This is a genomic window from Exiguobacterium sp. FSL W8-0210 (genome assembly GCF_038006045.1).
Lineage (GTDB): Bacteria > Bacillota > Bacilli > Exiguobacteriales > Exiguobacteriaceae > Exiguobacterium_A.
Genome location: NZ_JBBOUK010000001.1, coordinates 2,916,386 through 2,932,075, shown reverse-complemented (window position 1 = coordinate 2,932,075; position 15,690 = coordinate 2,916,386). Strand labels below are relative to the sequence as shown.

General features: G+C 47.0%; 15 protein-coding genes and 1 other annotated feature. Of the genes, 6 read left to right on the top strand and 9 right to left on the bottom strand.

Features of this window, described 5'->3' with window-relative positions:
• Positions 1 to 29: 29 nt before the first annotated feature.
• From MKY22_RS15235 to MKY22_RS15225, 3 genes are all read right to left on the bottom strand, one after another.
• Positions 30 to 1,586, bottom strand: a complete 1,557-nt coding sequence (locus MKY22_RS15235) for a solute symporter family protein (RefSeq protein ID WP_341089736.1) — start codon at positions 1,584 to 1,586, stop codon at positions 30 to 32.
• Positions 1,583 to 1,909: a DUF485 domain-containing protein gene (locus tag MKY22_RS15230; RefSeq protein ID WP_214729066.1), complete on the bottom strand. Its 327-nt coding sequence runs from the start codon at positions 1,907 to 1,909 to the stop codon at positions 1,583 to 1,585. The genes MKY22_RS15235 and MKY22_RS15230 overlap by 4 nt, the downstream gene beginning before the upstream one ends.
• Positions 1,910 to 2,175: 266 nt before the next feature.
• Complete coding sequence (locus MKY22_RS15225; RefSeq protein ID WP_029342892.1) at positions 2,176 to 2,823, bottom strand: TVP38/TMEM64 family protein; 648 nt, start codon at positions 2,821 to 2,823, stop codon at positions 2,176 to 2,178.
• 238 nt (positions 2,824 to 3,061) lie between these two features.
• On the opposite strand from MKY22_RS15225, the gene trhO reads away from it, so the two are divergent.
• Positions 3,062 to 3,976 carry an oxygen-dependent tRNA uridine(34) hydroxylase TrhO gene (gene trhO, locus MKY22_RS15220; protein ID WP_341089730.1) on the top strand — a complete coding sequence of 305 codons (915 nt, stop codon included), beginning with the start codon at positions 3,062 to 3,064 and terminating at the stop codon, positions 3,974 to 3,976.
• Positions 3,977 to 4,036: 60 nt separating this feature from the next.
• On the opposite strand, the gene MKY22_RS15215 is transcribed toward trhO, so the two are convergent.
• Both MKY22_RS15215 and MKY22_RS15210 read right to left on the bottom strand, forming a co-directional pair.
• A complete protein-coding gene (locus MKY22_RS15215) occupies positions 4,037 to 4,819 on the bottom strand; it encodes an alpha/beta hydrolase (RefSeq protein WP_341089727.1) in 783 nt (260 codons plus the stop codon).
• A gap of 15 nt (positions 4,820 to 4,834) precedes the next feature.
• Positions 4,835 to 6,511 carry a GGDEF domain-containing protein gene (locus MKY22_RS15210; RefSeq protein WP_214729059.1) on the bottom strand — a complete coding sequence of 559 codons (1,677 nt, stop codon included), beginning with the start codon at positions 6,509 to 6,511 and terminating at the stop codon, positions 4,835 to 4,837.
• Positions 6,512 to 6,640: 129 nt separating this feature from the next.
• Positions 6,641 to 6,859, top strand: a binding site (T-box leader).
• A gap of 60 nt (positions 6,860 to 6,919) precedes the next feature.
• On the opposite strand from MKY22_RS15210, the gene argS reads away from it, so the two are divergent.
• Positions 6,920 to 8,602, top strand: a complete 1,683-nt coding sequence (argS, locus tag MKY22_RS15205) for an arginine--tRNA ligase (RefSeq protein ID WP_341089724.1) — start codon at positions 6,920 to 6,922, stop codon at positions 8,600 to 8,602.
• 30 nt (positions 8,603 to 8,632) lie between these two features.
• Entirely contained in the window at positions 8,633 to 9,238 is a 606-nt protein-coding gene (locus tag MKY22_RS15200; protein WP_214729055.1) for a hypothetical protein, read from the top strand.
• A 61-nt stretch (positions 9,239 to 9,299) separates the two neighbouring features.
• Here the strand turns inward: MKY22_RS15200 and MKY22_RS15195 are convergent, their stop codons facing one another.
• The 3 genes from MKY22_RS15195 to MKY22_RS15185 all read right to left on the bottom strand — a co-directional run bounded on the left by MKY22_RS15195 (position 9,300) and on the right by MKY22_RS15185 (position 11,353).
• Positions 9,300 to 9,893, bottom strand: a complete 594-nt coding sequence (locus tag MKY22_RS15195) for a metallophosphoesterase family protein (RefSeq protein ID WP_214729053.1) — start codon at positions 9,891 to 9,893, stop codon at positions 9,300 to 9,302.
• A gap of 76 nt (positions 9,894 to 9,969) precedes the next feature.
• Positions 9,970 to 10,383, bottom strand: coding sequence for a carboxymuconolactone decarboxylase family protein (locus MKY22_RS15190; protein WP_023469674.1), 414 nt, complete (start codon positions 10,381 to 10,383; stop codon positions 9,970 to 9,972).
• Between the two features lie 91 nt (positions 10,384 to 10,474).
• Positions 10,475 to 11,353: a LysR family transcriptional regulator gene (locus MKY22_RS15185; protein WP_214729051.1), complete on the bottom strand. Its 879-nt coding sequence runs from the start codon at positions 11,351 to 11,353 to the stop codon at positions 10,475 to 10,477.
• Between the two features lie 121 nt (positions 11,354 to 11,474).
• On the opposite strand from MKY22_RS15185, the gene MKY22_RS15180 reads away from it, so the two are divergent.
• Positions 11,475 to 12,260 carry a 3-hydroxybutyrate dehydrogenase gene (locus MKY22_RS15180; RefSeq protein ID WP_058704411.1) on the top strand — a complete coding sequence of 262 codons (786 nt, stop codon included), beginning with the start codon at positions 11,475 to 11,477 and terminating at the stop codon, positions 12,258 to 12,260.
• Between the two features lie 113 nt (positions 12,261 to 12,373).
• On the opposite strand, the gene MKY22_RS15175 is transcribed toward MKY22_RS15180, so the two are convergent.
• Complete coding sequence (locus MKY22_RS15175) at positions 12,374 to 12,868, bottom strand: YajQ family cyclic di-GMP-binding protein (RefSeq protein ID WP_023469671.1); 495 nt, start codon at positions 12,866 to 12,868, stop codon at positions 12,374 to 12,376.
• A gap of 111 nt (positions 12,869 to 12,979) precedes the next feature.
• On the opposite strand from MKY22_RS15175, the gene pulA reads away from it, so the two are divergent.
• Entirely contained in the window at positions 12,980 to 14,986 is a 2,007-nt protein-coding gene (gene pulA, locus MKY22_RS15170; protein ID WP_341089718.1) for a type I pullulanase, read from the top strand.
• Positions 14,987 to 15,171: 185 nt separating this feature from the next.
• A complete protein-coding gene (locus MKY22_RS15165; protein WP_214729050.1) occupies positions 15,172 to 15,654 on the top strand; it encodes a site-2 protease family protein in 483 nt (160 codons plus the stop codon).
• The last annotated feature ends 36 nt before the right edge of the window (positions 15,655 to 15,690 follow it).

The following is a 15,690-nucleotide window of genomic DNA, read 5'->3' as shown; positions in this document are numbered from 1 at the left end:
AGGGGGTTGAAGGAGCCGTTAAGGGGAACTTATTCTTTTGACGCGGCGACTTCTGCAGCAGCATCGATACCGGTATTGGCCTTGACTATGATACGTTCGAAGTTACCGGCAACTTCGTTCGATTTCGTCAACAGTGTCCCGACGATGGCTCCGAGGAAGCCAAGTGGGATGGAGACGATTCCTGGATTCGTCAGCGGGAAGAGGGCTTCCCCGACGAACAAGGCTGAACCGTCGACTGCCCAAAGGTTTGGACTGAGTGCGACGAGAATCAGTGAAGAGAATAACCCGACGACCATACCTGTGACAGCTCCGCCAGTATTGAAACGGCGCCAGAAGATCGTCAAGAGAATGACTGGCAAGTTAGCACTTGCCGCGACAGCAAAGGCAAGCGAAACGAGAAACGCGACGTTCATCGTTTGTGCGAACAATGCCAGTACCATCGAAATCAAGGCGACGGCGATGGAAGCGAGTCGTGCGGCCGTCATCTGTTCTTTTTCCGTTGCTTGTCCTTTACGTAGAATATGACTATAGAAGTCATGGGCAAAGGCGGATGCTGCGGATAAGACGAGTCCTGCAACAACGGCGAGGATCGTCGCAAAGGCGACTGCAGCGACGAACGCGAAGAGTAAATCGCCACCGAGTGCTTGGGCGAGAAGTGGTGCCGCCATGTTACCAGCAGCATTGGCAGCGATGATATCTTCAGAACCGACGAAAGCAGCGGCACCAAAGCCGAGGAAGATCGTCAAGATATAAAAGGCACCGATGATCCACGTCGCATATACGACGGATTTACGAGCAGTCGGAGCATCCTTAACAGTAAAGAAACGAATCAAGATATGTGGTAATCCAGCCGTTCCGAGAACGAGTGCGAGATTCAATGAAATCGTATCGAGCGGTAACTTGAACTTGTTTCCGGGATTCAAGAATGAATCACCGAGCGGTGTCGCTTGTTTGACTTCTGCAAACATCTTGAAGATCGAAAAATCGAACTTGGCGAATACCATGAACGAAATGACAGCTGTTCCTGCCATCAAGAGAATCGCTTTGATGATTTGGACCCATGAGGTCGCTGTCATACCACCGAAGATGACGTAGACGGTCATCAAGATACCAACGATGATGACACTTGTCGTGTAAGGAATTCCTAATAACAATTCAATCAAGGCACCCGCACCGACGAGTTGGGCAATCATATAGAAAATCGAGATCGCGATCGAGTTCATGGCAGCGACTCCGCGAACTTTTGAAGCATTGAACCGAGCGGCAATCATATCTGCCATCGTGTATTTCCCAAGGTTCCGAAGTGGTTCGGCAACGAGGTACAAGACAACCAGATAGGCAACGAGGAAACCGATCGAGTAGAAGAATCCGTCAAATCCGGCCAAAGCGATCATCCCAGCAATTCCGAGGAACGAGGCAGCAGACATATAGTCGCCAGCAATCGCCATCCCATTTTGTGCACCCGTGAGTCCACCGTCCGCTGTATAAAAGTCGTTAGCAGTTTTTGTTTTACGGGCAGCAAAGTATGTAATGACGAGCGTCAAACCGACGATCGCCGCAAATAAAGCAACGGCAGTATAATTCATTTCGACTCCTCCTTGATTTGTTCGACGAGTCGATCAAAGGCACGTGCTTTTTTGCTATACATCATGCAGAACGTCCATGTCATGATGAACTGAGCAAAAGCGAAGATCCAAGCACCCGTAATATCACCGAACACCGGCTGATTTAAAATCGTAAAGTAGCTTGTCAAAATCGGAAGCGTAAAATAAAAAATAAGACAGAAACTGATGGCGGGAAGAATGAAGCCATTCTTTTGACGCATCAATTGTTGAAAGGTAGCGCTCTCGACGATTGCTGGAGCAGATTGAGTCGATTCATTTTTTTGAACTTCCGATACTTGATGCATGAGGACGCCTCCTTTAAGGAATGAATGTAAATTCATTATAAGGATGTCGTTTCTGGAAAAGCTATCCTAATTTTTAAGGAGAAAAGCGCATTATTATATTAATATTGGTCATACCAATTTAATGTAAGCGTTTGCAATATTGAACATTGTTTGAACGTTATTTTTATATATTAATTGCGCTGGAAAATGATTCAAAAGACCTAGCACGACAAAAAACGAAATTAACTCAAAAAAAGCCTGTCTATGAAATCACAGACAGGCTTGAGTCATTTTTCAGTTGGACGTTCGATTTTGTCTTCGATTTCCCGTAAATGATCCGCGCGTTTTGAAAGGGCGCGACGCTTTAACCACTCTTCCGTTCCGCGACTGACTCCCCAAATGGCGAGTAAAATCAAAAATAGAAGAACGAGACGCATCGGACGCTCAAGGAACGTCGACCATTCTTTTCCGATCAGCGAGAAGATGATGACGACGATCAAACGACCGGCACCAGCAGCGATCAAATACGTCCGCAACGATAGTTGAATCATGGCGGAAATGGACGTGATGATGAACGCAGGCATGAACGGAAGCGAGAAAAAGAATCCGAGTGAGATGGGACTCATGTGACGAACACGTTCGATCCACTGTTGCGCGGCATGGTGTTTTTCAAGCCAACGCGTGACCGGACGACGAAATAGATATCGAATACAAGCGAAGACGACGAGTGATCCAAGCATGCTCCCGACCCATGATACGAGAACACCCATACCAAAACCATAGGTTGCCGCATTCGCGGAAATGATCAGGACGAGTGGCAGGAAAGGAAATAGAGACTCAAGAAACGGGGCAATCAAACCGGTGGCAGCTCCTCCAGGTAAGTCTTGGAGAAAGAAAATCATCTGCTCGATCCAGTCACGAAGTGTATGGAGCATTCGGAATCCTCCTTGCGAGATGTACTACTGTGTTTTATTTTACCTCTTTCTGATTCAGAAAGGGAATGAAATTCCTTGAAAGGGATTCAGGAATTGTAGATTGTACATTCGAAAGGGAGTTGGTATTATACTTAAATGGGTGCGTTTTGCAGGCGTTCCCAGCTAGTCAATAGCTAGACGCTTCGTTTGCCAACGTTCGTTTTACTGCAAAAAACTGACATGGGGGCTAATGAGGAATATGAAACCTTATCGCGTACTATTATTTTATAAGTATGTTCCGATCGAAAATCCGGAACAGCTAACGAAAGAGCATCTTGCTTACTGTAAAGAGCTCGGTATTAAAGGTCGGATTTTGATCGCACCAGAAGGAATCAACGGCACACTCTCTGGAACGGTCGAACAAACGGAACAATACATGAAGGACTTGACGGCGGATCCACGATTCGCTGACATCGAATTCAAAATCGATGAAGTCGAAGAGCACGCCTTCAAAAAGACGTTCGTCCGTTACAAAAAAGAACTCGTCACATGGCGTTTTGAGGATGAATTCAACGTACCAGAAGAACACGCTGCGTATCTTGAACCAGCAGAGTGGAAAGAAATGATGAAACAAGATGATGTCGTCATTCTCGATGTACGAAACAACTATGAATACGACCTCGGACACTTCAAGAATGCTGTAAAAGTCGATGTCGATGCTTCACGGGAATTCCCGGAGTGGCTTGACGAGAACGAGCATTTATTTGAAGGAAAAAAGGTTCTCACATATTGTACGGGTGGCGTTCGTTGTGAAAAATTCACGGCGTACTTCCGTAAACGGCAACAGAGTGATGATATCTTCCACCTAAAAGGCGGAGTCGTCATGTACGGAAAAGATGAACAGACGCAAGGAGAAGACTGGGAAGGCGAACTATACGTCTTTGATGAGCGTGTACAAGTTCCTGTCAATGCCGTCAATCCGTCTGTCGTCTCAGAATGTTACTACTGTGGAAAACCGGAGACGCGTTACGTTAATTGTGCGAACCCGGAATGTAATCGACAGCACTTCTGCTGTGAAGAATGCGAACCGAAAGTCATGCGTTCGTGTTCCGATGAATGCCGGGAGCATCCGCGCAACCGTTATGAAAAAGAGCAACAAGAAGAATTAGTATAAGACAAGACTAAGAGTCGGATGATTTCTACTTAAAGAAATCACCCGACTCTTTTTGTGTACTCAAGAGGAAGGAAATAAGTAACGCAAAATATCCGGTAAACGTTTCGCCCAGGCGGTTTCATGATGAATCGCTTCCGGGATGATCGTATAGCGACTTTGAGTAAGTTTCTGTTCGACGGCTCGTGCTAAGACATCATTCGTGTGTAAATAATCTGTCTCGGTCATCGGACCGCTCACTTCTTTAGTACCAACATCCATATAACAGCGATGAGTGGCAGACAGAGACGGACTACGCTCGATGAATTCAAGGAGTGAGGAAAAGTTTGCCCATCCGGCAGTCGACAGGGCAGCGACGCGCGTGATGACTTCCGGATACGCGAATAATCCATAGAGCGAGATGACGCCACCCATCGAGCTGCCAATCATCGTCGTATCATCAGGACGTGTCGCGTAGTTGGCGTCAATGTATGGTTTTAACTCGCGGATGATCCAGTCCATGTAGACCTTACCGTTTCCCCCGATCGACGACCGATGTGAAGGATAGGCAGTCCGCATCAGTAAAGCTTCGTCACTCCAGGGGGCGTAGTCATCGTAACGATCCATGCCGTCTTCTGGACTGTCAATCGCAACGACCATTGCCGGAATTTGTGTCTGTTGTAGTGCAAGATGAATCTCCCAGCCTTTTCCGAACGAGGCGGTTTCTCCACTGAAGACGTTTTGTCCATCGTGCATATAAATCACTGGTAATGCTTCAGAAGGATCCAAATGGGGCGGACGATGAATCCGAATCGTCCGGTGGGCTTGTGATGTCGGTAGCGTCATTTCAATTTCTGTAATCGACAATAGAGTCACGACCTTTCAAAGGTTTGCATAATGCGCGGTACAGTTGCGTCCGTTGTGTTTTCCGCCGACATAGAGTGCATGGTCGGCTTGACGTAACGACTCTTCGAACGTCCGTTGATATCTTTCTTCCACTGTATCAATTCCGAGGCTGACGGTTAAGGACAGTCGGTGACCATCGACGAGGAAGGGACGATCCATGACCGCATGGCGGACCGTCTCGGCAATCTGGATGGCAGCCTCTTGACTACCATTTCGTAAGAGAAGTACGAATTCCTCCCCGCCATAACGAGCAGCAAAGACCTCATCATGTTGCAATTGGATCGCTTGGATACGTCGACCGAGTTCACGAAGGACAAGATCGCCTACTTTATGACCGTACGTATCGTTGACGCGTTTAAAATGATCAATATCAAACAGGATCACGGAGAGCGGATAGCAGTCAGCAGCAAACTCCTGCCGACCGTGTTCGTAGAAGGCACGACTATTCGGTAATTCCGTTAAGGCATCGGTCCGACTTTCCGTGTAGAGTTGAACCGTTTCACGAGAGCGCTCTAAGACACGACAAAAGATACGGAGCAGACGAGATAACTCATCGGCATTCGTCGCATCATAGGCATCTGCGACTTGATGGAACAGGATGATCGAGACATCGACCTCTCCGCTCGTAATCGAAGGAATCGCTAGCATCGAGTGACGATCGACAGGCAATCCGATTTGAATATCGTTGCCCCAGTCGCAACGAAGACCATAGATGATCGGGGTATGCAAATCGTCGGCTGTCAAGGAATGAAACAGTGGTAATACATCAATCGGTTGTTTCGTCCGGATGTTATAGATGACTTGTTTTCGCTGTTGTTGGATTGAGATCCAACCTTCAGAAAACGGTAGCAGATGCGGTAAATCAAGGAGTAACGAATCAATCGTCTCGCGTTCAAAGCGGGAAATCAACAAGTGTTCCTTCGCATCATCAAATCGTTTGGCATTATCATTTGCTTCAAGGGAGTCGCCGCGTTCTTGCAACAGACGTTTGAACAAAAAGAGGATCAAGGCGGAAACCGTAGCCGCGACGAGTGGACTCTCATCGTAAAACCAGATTCCAAGTAAAGCGCTCAACATGCTGATTCCGTAGACGAGGGATTGCAGCTTCACGAGACGGCGCCAATCGTATTTCAAGAAGAGGAAGCGATTGACGAATAGACATTGGAAATAAGAGACAAGGAAAACGGTGATTAAAAAGCCGGTGAAAGGAATCAAGGCTTTCGTATACGTAAAGTTTGAGCCGATCGGACCACCGAGCGCATAATACGCAAAGGCGGGAAGCGAAATATAGACTAAATCGAATAGGGCGTTGATCGGGTAGAGGTAGACGAAACGTTTCCAGCGAATCGCTTTTCGGTGAGACATGAATTGAAAGACGAGAATACCGATTTGGCTTAAAATCAAGGCGTACGTTAAACCGTAATTGAGGAATAAAAATAAGATGATTCCTTCTTGGAATGTATAGTAAATGCCACCACGACGGACATTATCGAACTGAAACAGGAGAACGAGTCCGAATAAATAAAGCGTGTTGATGATGGAGACAGAAGGATGGAAGGTTGGTGGATGAACGATGCCGATCACTAATAACGTCAAGGCGACGAGACCGAAGACGATCCAGCTTGTCCGGGCTACATGTTGGTAGTAGCGCATGAAACATCCCTCCCCTTGAGAAGTATCTTTTATTCCTATACCCGAATTGTGGAAATTTTGATAAGCCATTTACCAAAAAAATAAGGTTGAGAGAAAAGAAAGAATTGCGTATAATGTGAAAGATATCGAATATAGTCGATGATGAAGAGAGTAACGGTTGATTTTCGTCAACTAGCGAATCAGGGAATGGTGGAAGCCTGAGGACGAACCGATCGTGAAACGCACTTCTGAGACGCTGCCCGATTCCTGATGGAAGAGGCGTAGCCGGGGGAACCCCGTTATCCCCGAACAAGGTGGGTGTCAAAATGACACCAAGAAGAGTGGTACCGCGGTCATTCCGTCTCTTTGCGCGTGGCGCAAGGGGCGTTTTTTATTGCCAAAAAATCAGTGAAGCAGGAGGAAATAAAGATGAGTTATAAAGCGCAGTATGCAGAAGTATTACATCAAGTCATGGAAGGTGCCTTATCGGTTGAACAAATCGAACAACTGATCGAGCAACCGAAACATGAAGATCACGGAGATTTGGCATTCCCATGTTTCATGCTCGCAAAAGCATTCCGTAAAGCACCGAACATGATCGCTTCAGACCTCGCAGAAAAAATCGATGCGCCGCTGTTCTCGAACGTTCAAGCTGTAGGTCCTTACATCAACGTTTTCTTGAACCGAGAAGTCGTCTCGCAAGAAATCGTCAATCAAGTCCTGACGGAGCAAGAGGCGTTCGGATCAAGTGAAGCGAATGGAAAAACGATCGTCACTGATTTTTCATCACCAAACATCGCGAAACCATTCTCGATGGGCCACTTGCGTTCGACGGTCATCGGGAACGCGCTCAACCAAATCTCACGTAAAAAAGGCTACGACGTCGTCGGTGTCAACCACTTAGGGGACTGGGGAACACAGTTCGGGAAATTGATGGTGGCTTACACGATGTGGGGTGAGGAAGAAGAGGTCCGTGCAGAACCGATCAAGGAATTGTTGAAATTATACGTCCGGTTCCACGAAGAAGCGGAAACAAATCCGGCACTTGAGGATGAAGGACGTCTCTGGTTCAAAAAACTCGAACAAGGTGATGAGCAGGCAACGACGCTTTGGACGTGGTTCCGTGAAGTCTCACTCGTCGAGTTCAACCGTGTTTATGAGATGCTCGGTGTTAAATTCGATAGCTTGAACGGAGAAGCCTTCTATAACGATAAGATGCAACACGTCATCGATTTGCTCGAAGAAAAAGATCTCCTCGTCGAATCAGAAGGGGCAATGGTCGTCGACCTCGAAGCAGAAGGTATGCCGCCTGCCTTGATTAAAAAGAAAGATGGTGCAACGCTGTATGCGACACGTGACTTAGCAGCTGCCGTCTATCGTCTCGAAACGTACCGTTTTGAGCAAGCGTTCTACGTCGTAGGTGGGGAACAAGCGCTTCACTTCAAGCAATTGTTCGCAGTCTTGAAGAAACTTGGATTTGAGAACGTCGACGGAATGCACCATGTGCCGTTCGGTCTGATCATGAAGGACGGAAAGAAAATGTCGACGCGTAAAGGTCGGATCGTCTTGCTTGAAGAAGTATTACAAGAAGCGATCGACGTCGCAAAGCAAAACATCGCGGAAAAAAATCCGAACTTAGCGAATGCTGAAGCTACGGCTCGTCAAGTAGGTGTTGGCGCGGTCATCTTCCATGACTTGAAGAACGAACGGATGAACAATATCGAGTTCGATCTTGAGCAGATGTTGAAATTCGAAGGCGAAACAGGACCGTATGTCCAGTACACGAATGCCCGTGCGCACTCCTTGCTCCGTAAAGGTGGCTATGATGGCACACCATTCGCTGGTAGTGCCGATGATCATGCATGGGGTGTCGTCTCGATGCTGAACCAATTCTCGACGGTCATCGATCGCGCGTTCACACGTCGTGAGCCATCAATCATCAGCCGCTACGTCTTAGATCTTGCACAAAGCTTTAATAAATACTACGGACACGTCCGTGTTCTCGAAGATGACGCAGCAAAACAATCGCGTCTTGCACTCGTCAAGTCGGTCACGATCGTCTTGACAGAGGGTCTTCGTTTGCTTGGTGTCGGCGCTCCAGAAGAAATGTAAGACCAATCCACGAATAAGAAGAGGTAGATTATGAAGACTGAGACGAAAGAACGATTACAGCAAGCTGCTTCACAGATGAAGCAGGAGCCTTTGGCAGAAACGGTCGCCTTTATGGCTGATTTTCACGGGAAAGTCGCTGCTTGGTTACCGGGAGAGTCTGTCGATTTCGTTCACGATTTCGTGACGGCGCCGGAAGCCGATTTGATTGCTCCGATTGAAGGAGACGCATTACGGACGAAAGACAATTTTGAATTCTTCATGCGTAAGAAACAGACACGGAAAAAACTGGGTGAACTGTTGACGCTTTGGAAGTCGGCACGTACGACAGAGACGTTGAGTCAAATCGATGCGATCGGATTGAAAAAATGGCTCGCTCGTAATGAATTCCGTTCGGAAGACAAACCATGGGATTATTTGAACCGTCTGCATGTTCTGCTATTCCTTGATTTGATGACGACGATCATCGATGATCATCGATTGACGAGTCTGCATGAGCAACTTGTCGGTACGACACCAGTCCCGACGAGCTTCGTACGTCGTCAAGGGGATGTCCGTCAAGTCATCGAAACATTCGCGGAAGAGACGAACTTCACACAAGTGGATATCGTCAAGGCATCGCTTGTCCGTTATCTCTGATCAATAGATACACGAACAAAAGCCGTCGAGCCCTGTGCCCGACGGCTTTTGTCGTATCTTCTTACTTCGCCTGATAGAACACGATCGTTTGTTGCTCTGAATCGTAAAGACACCATTCTCGTTCGAACACGACGGGACCTAGATTAACGGCATACCGTTTTCCTTTGATGGATAAAGTTTGACCTAGTGGGCTCGGTTTGGCGATGCCATTTCGAAACAAACCTCTGATATGACTATGACCGAAAAAGAGTAACGGTTCGCGTTGTTGTGACAGGTCGGGTAGAAAATCCCGCGACCAACTGAGTTGGTCTCCATGAATCAACAATGCCCCCTCGATGCGTTGTTTTCGAGGGCAATCGCGTAATGCATCGATGACAGGAGATAGATGTGGTGGAACGAGCGACAGGATGCGCTCTTCTTGATTACCAAGTAACGTCTTAAAATCAATCAGCTCTAAAAAATCATCATCGAGCGTCACGACGAGGGAGAGCGATTCGAAAGAATAGCGCTTCGCTCGTTTTTTACCGATATGGCATTCATGAACATCACCGAGACAAAACAAATGCGCATCGGGAGCGAGCCGCCGTATGTCAGCTAGGACAGCTGCTGTGTCAGCTATTGAACTGTGAAGATCCGCAAAAAGGGCATAACGCATGATCGACCACTCCTTTGTTAAGGAGATACCCGAAAATGCGTCATGCCCATCTTTTTTCAATTAAGTCGTACGGATCTTATTCTGTTTCGACTGTGACGCCACGTTCTGCGAAGACGACTTTTGCGACTTCAAGTGCGTTCAAGACACGTGGGAATCCAGTGTAAGGAACAAGATGCATGATAGCTTCGACGATTTCGTTTCCTGTTAAACCAGCTGTCAATCCAGTATTGATGTGGAGAGCAAGTTGTGGTTCTGTACCTTGTGTGACGAGGGAAGCAATCGTGACGATTGCGCGGTCACGGTTGACGAGACCATCGCGGCTGTAAACTTCACCGTATGCGAAATCCGTGATCCACTCACCGACTGCTGGAGCGATATCTTTCAGGGATTCAGAGATTTTGTCATGCGTAGATTGTGCAGCGTTTGCGTCTGTGAATTCGCTGAGTTTTTTAACGCCTGTTTCGTGACGTGATTCAAAATGAGTTGCCATGGTAAAGGACTTCCTTTCTTTTTTAACGATGTTCTTATCGTAAAGGAAGAAATACCATGCTACAAATACATGGTTTTTATGAAAGGTATGCTTATTTGGAATATATATCGCTGACGAATTGAATCCACTTCCGCGTCACGTACGATTGATAGCGACCGGTCGGAACGGCGATTCCTAAGTGCCACGGGACACGTGTTTCAAGCGGAATCGTTTTGACGCCACGAATCGAAAAGCGATCCGCGATCGAACGCGGCAGGACAGTCACGGCATTTCCTTCTGCGACTAGTAAACATAAGAAGTCCCACTGCGAGCTCACCCGAGACACGTTAGGCGTAAATCCGGCATCTTTGCAGGCGTTCAAGACGACATCGTGTAGTGAGAATGTTTCATTGAACAAGACGAACGGCATGTCGGCGACTTCCTCTAACGCAATCATCGACCGATCGGCGAGTGGGTGATCATTTGGTAAAAACAAATGCAATTCTTCTTCAATGAAGGGGTGTGTCGTTAAATGCTCATCCGAAGGCAGCACCGTTGCGATCAAATCGACTTCACCGGCGACGACCGCTTTTTCTAGCGCATGCCCACCGGCTTCGATTAATTCGATTTGAATCATCGGATACATCTCTTCGAAGCGACGCAGGAGACCCGGGAAAAACAGCGAACCGATCAGTGGGGGCACACCGAGCCGAATCGTTCCCTTCGTCAGATGCATGACATCATAGAGGTGGGAAGGCAGGTCAGATAACTGCCGCAGAATCTTTTCACCTTCAATCAATAAGGTCTCACCGGCATCCGTCAGGACGATTTGTCGTTTACTCCGATCGAACAATTCCATCTCAAGTTCTTCTTCTAAGTGACGGACCATTTTACTGAGTGTCGGTTGCGTGACGTGGAGATGTTCAGCGGCACGAGTGAAGCTTTTGAAGCGTGCCACTTCCGTAAAGTATTCCAGTTGGCGGAAATCCATCAGTATTCTCCTATTCTTTTGAGTTATAGATGTCATAACAAGTATTCATTTTTATTATTCTTTCAATCAGCGTACAGTAAAGAGACCGAACACGTAAAGGTAAAGAAAGAAGGAATCCATCATGATGAAACAACTCGAAGGAAAAGTTGCATTAATTACAGGAGCAGCAAGCGGAATCGGTCTTGAGATTGCTGAAGAATTCGCTCAAGAAGGTGCGAAGGTCGTCATCGTCGATCTTCAGGAAGAAGCTGCAAAACGCTCTGCTGAAACACTTCGTGAAAAAGGCTTCGATGCGTTTGCTGTCGCAGGTGACGTGACGAATGAAGAGGCAATCAAATCAAGTATCGATCAGACGGTCGCGCATTACGGAACGATTGACATCGTCATCAATAACGCGGGGATGCAACACGTCTCACCAATCGAAGAGTTCTCGACTGAGAAATTCGACTTGCTTCAAAGCATCATGCTTCGTGCACCATTCCTCTATACGAAATATGTCTTCCCGATCATGAAAAAACAAGGCTCTGGACGAATCTTGAACATGTCATCGATTAACGGATTGATTGGTTTTGCAGGGAAAGCTGCCTATAACAGCGCGAAACATGGTGTCATCGGTTTAACGAAAGTCGCAGCATTAGAAGGAGCAACTTCTGGTATTACGGTCAACGCGATTTGCCCAGGATATGTCGATACACCACTCGTCCAAAATCAGTTGTCTTCGCTCGCTGAGACACGGAACGTACCGCTCGAACATGTTTTAGAAGAGGTCATTTATCCGCTTGTTCCGCAAAAACGGTTACTGCAAGTCAAAGAAATCGCGGATTACGCTATTTTCCTTGCAAGTGACAAAGCAGCAGGTGTCACGGGTCAAGCCGTCGTTCTCGATGGTGGTTACACAGCGCAATAAGCAACACTTTAAATTAAATGAAGGGAGGTACTTTTTGGATACGATCCAGAAAGCACCTCCCTTTTTTGTTTGATCGACTGAACATGAACGTTCAGCCGATTGATGAGAATCGATTAACGGAAGTTAATGAACTGCACGTCGACTGATAACGGAAGCTCACGAACGATTTGCATGACTTGTTGTAGGTCGTCACGTGATTTACCAGTGACACGGATTTGGTCATCTTGAATCTGTGTCTTCACTTTTAATTTCGATTCCTTGACGGCATTGTTGATCTTTTTCGCGTCGTCACGGTCGATTCCACTTTTCAGAATGACGCGTTGACGAACCGTGTTCCCAGCAGCCTGCTCGACTTTTTCGTACTGCAGGTTTTTGGTCGGAACTTCGCGCTTAATCAATTTTGCTGTTAAGACATCTTTGACTTGATCGAGTTTGAAATCGTCATCTGAGATTAGAATCAAATCCTCTTTTTCGAGCTTCATGTCGCTCTTTGAACCTTTGAAGTCGAAGCGATTCGTGATTTCTTTCAGTGCAATCTGGACGGCGTTCTTGACTTCCTCGATGTTGATTTGTGACACGATATCAAATGAATTATCTTTTGCTGCCATTTTAATCTCCCCTTTCATTCCACTCTCTATTTTAGAGAGGAATACCGGAAGCGTCCACTGCTTTGAAATTTTGTTATAATAAAAACCATGAAATGAAAGGGGTGCTTAGCTTTGAAACAAACAGCAGACATGTTGACGCTCACACCGCAAGAACTGGATGAGCGATTTGCCTATAGTGGAAATGATTTAGGAGCGACTTTCTCAGAGACAGCGATTCGCGTGCGCTTGTGGGCGCCGACGGCAGAACGTGTCGTGATTCGTCTCTATAAGACATTACGCGCACGAAAAGTCGAAGAGGTCGAGATGATGGCAGGCGAACGGGGAACATACGTCGTTGAACTCGATCGAGCGGCATATGAAGGTTATTTCTATACGTTTCAAGCGAGCATCAACGGACAAAAGGTCGAGGCAGTCGATCCGTATGCGAAAGCCGTCGGAACGAACGGAAAACGCGGTGCGCTGATTGACCCGACAAGTGTGACACCAGAACGATGGATTGAAGAACGCCCACTGTTCCATTCTTCGCAAGACGCAGTTGTTTATGAACTACACGTACGCGATGCAACGAGTCATCCGGCTAGTGGTGTCGTCGCACGTGGTACATTCGCTGGACTGACGGAAGCAGGAACACGGACACCAAATGGTGGATTAACAGGACTTGATTATTTAGCGGATCTCGGTGTGACGCATGTCCAGTTATTGCCGATCTACGATTTTGGCTCAGTCAATGAGGCAGCGCCGAACGACCCGGATAACTATAACTGGGGATATGACCCGGTGAACTACTTTGCGCCGGAAGGTTCGTACTCGTCAAATCCGGATGATCCACGAACGCGGATCCTTGAATTAAAACAATTGGTTCAGGCGTTACATGACCGTGGGATACGTGTCATCATGGACGTCGTCTTCAATCATACGTATGATGCGGCAACGGTTCCGCTCGGTCAGTTCGTTCCTGGCTACTTCTATCGTCAAGAGGCGGATGGTAGTCTCTCGAACGGTAGTTTCTGTGGAAATGATACGGCGTCTGAACGTTTGATGATGCGGAAGTTCATTCTTGATTGTGTGACGTACTGGGCGAAAGAGTACCATCTGGACGGTTTCCGATTTGATTTGATGGGACTGCATGATGTCGAAACGATGAATCAGGTGCGTCATGCACTCGATCGCATTGATCCGTCGATTCTGATCATTGGTGAAGGCTGGGATCTCGATACGCCGCTTGATCCGGAAGAAAAAGCGAATTACTTCAATGCACCGAAGATGCCAGGAATCGCGCATTTCAATAACGGCTTACGGGACGGGGTCAAAGGCGACGTTCAAACACCAGAAGATCGTGGTTTCATCAGTGGTGCATTTGACCGGACGAGTGAAGTCAAACGGGGAATCGCTGGTAACGTCTCTTCGCAAGGGTTTGCCGATGAACCGAATCAGGTCGTCTCGTACGTCGAGGCTCATGATGATTTGACGATTTGGGATAAATTAACGGTATCTCGTCCAGAGGACACGGAGGAGATTCGTCGGAAACGACAAATGCTCGCGAATGCGATCATCTTGACGGGACAAGGCATTCCTTTCCTTCATGCCGGACAAGAGTTCTTCCGGACGAAGGACGGGATTCGTGACAGCTTCAATGCAGGAGAGGTTGTCAATCGTCTTGACTATGAACGGGCGGAAACAGAGCGTCCAGCAGTCGAATACGTCAAAGGATTGATTGCTCTTCGTCGTCAGTATCCGATGTTCCGTCTCGCAAACGCAGCAATGATTAAAAAACACCTTCGTTTCCTTGAAGAAGGGGAGGGCGTGATTGCCTTTGAACTGAAACGCACCTATGAAGGATACGTCGAACGACAGCGTGTCTACCATAATGCGACGGAAGAGGATATCACGATTGAATTGCCAAACGGTGAATTCGAGGTGTTAGTTGAGTCGGGTGCCGTCAAGTTGCACGCACCACGGTTGCATGAAGGGAAACAGTTGGTCATCCAGGCATTGACGACGACGGTCATCGCCGAACGAAAAGCAGACTACAAGAAATACGCAATAGCAGGTGGTGCAGCACTGACAATCATCGGATTGTTGTACGCAGCGAACAAACGTCGTAAGAAAACGGATTAAATCGAGAAGGACGAAGCGAAAGAAGGCTTCGTCCTTCTTTTTTGCGCGAATGACAATTCGATTTCAACCTGTCATGCAATTGACTTGCGTAAAATCTTTGAAAGCTTGTTTGAAGACGCATCTTTCGGGAAAAAACCTCTTAAGTAGTATATGGGATGTTGTTTTTATGAAAGGATGTACGTGGTATGTTTGGTTTCGGGGATTTATGGAAATTCTTTTTGTCGTTCTTTTTACTGTTGCCTATCGTAACTTTGATTCATGAGATGGGGCATTACTTTTTTGCCCGATTATTCGGTGGAAATATGGAGATCAACATTGGTTCAGGAAAATCGTTACTCCGTGTCGGTCCAATCCGCTTGAATCGTATCTATTTTTGGGATGGCTGGTGTCAGTATGAGGCACTAGGTCATGAGACAAAGCTTACCAATATCCTGGTGTATGCAGGAGGTTCGCTTGCAAATTTGGCTAGTATCCTTATTGTCAATGGTCTCATTTATGCCGGTGTGTTTGAGGCATCAATCTTCACTTACCAATTTGCGTATTTCTCGTTTTATTTCGTCTTTTTCTCCCTCTTTCCGATTGATCATCCGAATGGTTATCCGAGTGACGGAAAAGCAATCATCAATGTCTTCCGTTACGGTAAATCCGACTATCATCCACAATCTTAAACGAAGATTAAAGCCTCCTTCCGCGTTGGAATAGAG

Bases quoted from the DNA above. Each gene is read 5' to 3' on its own strand.
- MKY22_RS15235 (WP_341089736.1), bottom strand. From the start codon at position 1,586: ATGAATTATACTGCCGTTGCTTTATTTGCGGCGATCGTCGGTTTGACG.
- MKY22_RS15230 (WP_214729066.1), bottom strand. From the start codon at position 1,909: ATGCATCAAGTATCGGAAGTTCAAAAAAATGAATCGACTCAATCTGCT.
- MKY22_RS15225 (WP_029342892.1), bottom strand. From the start codon at position 2,823: ATGCTCCATACACTTCGTGACTGGATCGAGCAGATGATTTTCTTTCTC.
- trhO (WP_341089730.1), top strand. From the start codon at position 3,062: ATGAAACCTTATCGCGTACTATTATTTTATAAGTATGTTCCGATCGAA.
- MKY22_RS15210 (WP_214729059.1), bottom strand. From the start codon at position 6,511: ATGCGCTACTACCAACATGTAGCCCGGACAAGCTGGATCGTCTTCGGT.
- argS (WP_341089724.1), top strand. From the start codon at position 6,920: ATGAGTTATAAAGCGCAGTATGCAGAAGTATTACATCAAGTCATGGAA.
- MKY22_RS15200 (WP_214729055.1), top strand. From the start codon at position 8,633: ATGAAGACTGAGACGAAAGAACGATTACAGCAAGCTGCTTCACAGATG.
- MKY22_RS15195 (WP_214729053.1), bottom strand. From the start codon at position 9,893: ATGCGTTATGCCCTTTTTGCGGATCTTCACAGTTCAATAGCTGACACA.
- MKY22_RS15190 (WP_023469674.1), bottom strand. From the start codon at position 10,383: ATGGCAACTCATTTTGAATCACGTCACGAAACAGGCGTTAAAAAACTC.
- MKY22_RS15185 (WP_214729051.1), bottom strand. From the start codon at position 11,353: ATGGATTTCCGCCAACTGGAATACTTTACGGAAGTGGCACGCTTCAAA.
- MKY22_RS15180 (WP_058704411.1), top strand. From the start codon at position 11,475: ATGATGAAACAACTCGAAGGAAAAGTTGCATTAATTACAGGAGCAGCA.
- MKY22_RS15175 (WP_023469671.1), bottom strand. From the start codon at position 12,868: ATGGCAGCAAAAGATAATTCATTTGATATCGTGTCACAAATCAACATC.
- MKY22_RS15165 (WP_214729050.1), top strand. From the start codon at position 15,172: ATGTTTGGTTTCGGGGATTTATGGAAATTCTTTTTGTCGTTCTTTTTA.